The sequence below is a fragment of the Microbacterium sp. HMWF026 genome (assembly GCF_003061325.1).
GTDB lineage: Bacteria > Actinomycetota > Actinomycetes > Actinomycetales > Microbacteriaceae > Microbacterium > Microbacterium testaceum_E.
Map to the genome: position 1 here is coordinate 3,605 of NZ_QAJB01000239.1, position 1,988 is coordinate 5,592.

A 1,988-nucleotide genomic window follows, 5' to 3' on the forward strand; every position below is an offset into this window, starting at 1 on the left:
CCTGTCGTAGTGGCGGAACCGCCGATCAGGCGCGGTGCGCGCGGTAGTAGTCCAGCAGCGAACGCGTCGATGCGTCCTGCGCCGCCAGAGCCTCGTCGTCGCCCTCGATGGCCGGCGCGATCTGCAGCGCGAGCTGCTTGCCGAGCTCGACGCCCCACTGGTCGAAGGAGTTGATGCCCCAGATCGTGCCCTGCGTGAAGGTGATGTGCTCGTAGAGCGCGATGAGCTGACCGAGCACCGACGGCGTCAGCGACGGGGCGAAGATCGACGTCGTCGGACGGTTGCCCGGGAAGGTGCGCGCCGCCACCAGCGCGCCGGTCGTGCCCTCGGCCTCGACCTCGGCGGCGGTCTTGCCGAAGGCCAGCGCCTTCGTCTGTGCGAGGAAGTTCGCCAGGAACAGCCCGTGCACGTCGCGACCGTCGTCGGCGAGCGGGTAGGCCGGGTTGACGAAGGCGATGAAGTCGGCCGGGATCAGCCGGGTGCCCTGGTGGATGAGCTGATAGAAGGCGTGCTGGCCGTTCGTCCCCGGCTCGCCCCAGAACACCTCGCCCGTGTCGGTCGTGACGGGAGTGCCGTCCCACCGCACCGACTTGCCGTTGGACTCCATGGTCAGCTGCTGCAGGTACGCCGCGAAGCGGTGCAACTGCTGCGCATACGGCAGCACCGCGTGCGACTGCGCACCGAGGAAGTTGGTGTACCAGACGTTCAGCAGACCCATCAGCACCGGGACGTTCTGCTCGATCGGAGTGGATGCCACGTGCTCGTCGACCGTGTGGAAACCAGACAGCAGCTCGCGGAACACGTCGGGGCCCAGCGTGATCGCCAGCGACAGACCGATCGCGGAGTCGACCGAGTACCGGCCCCCCACCCAGTCCCAGAACCCGAACGCGTTGTCGGGGTCGATCCCGAACGCCGACACCTTGTCGAGCGCCGTCGACACCGCGACGAAGTGGTGAGCCACGGCGTCGGTGCGGGCGGCATCCGTCCCGTCGATGGCACCCGCCTCGGCCAGACCCTGCCACAGCCAGTCGCGCGCGAGACGGGCGTTGGTGAGGGTCTCGAGGGTGGTGAAGGTCTTGGACGCGACGATGAAGAGCGTGGTCTCGGGGTCGAGGTCGGCGGTCTTCTGCGCGATGTCGGTCGGGTCGATGTTGGAGACGAAGCGCGCGTGGATGCCGGCGTCCGCGTAGGGCAGCAGGGCCTCGTACACCATCACCGGTCCGAGGTCGCTGCCGCCGATGCCGATGTTGACGACGTGCGTGACCTTCTTGCCGGTGACCCCGCGCCACTCGCCCGAGCGCACGCGATCGGCGAACGCGGCCAGGCGGTCGAGAACCTCGTGGACGTCGTGATCGACCTGCTGGCCGTCGACGACGAGGGCCGGCTCGGCGCCCGCGGGGCGGCGGAGGGCCGTGTGCAGGACGGCGCGGTCCTCGCTGGTGTTGAGGTGGACGCCGCGGAGCATGTCGGCGAAGCGCGCGCGGACGCCGGTCTCGTCGGCGAGCGCGACGAGGGCCTCGAGCACCTCGGGGGTGACGAGGTTCTTCGACAGGTCGACGTGCAGATCGCCGACCGTGCGCGTCAGGTCGCGCGTGCGGTCGGCGTCGGCGGCGAACCAGCCGCGCAGGTCGGGTTCGAACCCGTCGCGCAGAGCGGTGAGGCGGGACCAGGCGGAGGTGGAGGTGGGATCGATAGGCGCAGTCACCCTGCTCACGCTAGCGAGCATCGGGGTCGCGTGCGGGCCGGATGACGAACGCGGCTCGACGCGCTAGACGCGATCGGCGCTCGGGGGCACCGGGAGCGGGATCTCTCTCGTGCGATCCCAGTCCTCGGTCCACCCGAGGCGGCCGAAGAGGCCGTCCGGGAGCATCGCCGTGAAGCCCCAGACGACCTGCGGTCCGCGCGGGGTCTCGACGGCGAACGCGGGGCCGCGCCACTCGCGTCCGTCGCGGTGGATGACCGTGACGCCCCGACGCGCGGGGTCGAGC

1 protein-coding gene and 1 pseudogene are annotated in these 1,988 nt (G+C 70.5%); both read right to left on the reverse strand.

All coding sequences use genetic code 11. The features are described from left to right. Positions 1-25 precede the first annotated feature (25 nt). Positions 26-1,726: a glucose-6-phosphate isomerase gene (gene pgi, locus DBR36_RS09580; protein ID WP_108318873.1), complete on the reverse strand. Its 1,701-nt coding sequence runs from the start codon at positions 1,724-1,726 to the stop codon at positions 26-28. Positions 1,727-1,768: 42 nt separating this feature from the next. After that, positions 1,769-1,988: pseudogene (locus tag DBR36_RS09585) on the reverse strand (coenzyme A pyrophosphatase); the annotation flags it as partial.

Excerpts from the sequence above, each read along its gene's own strand:
- pgi (WP_108318873.1), bottom strand. The coding sequence starts at position 1,726 with ATGCTCGCTAGCGTGAGCAGGGTGACTGCGCCTATCGATCCCACCTCC.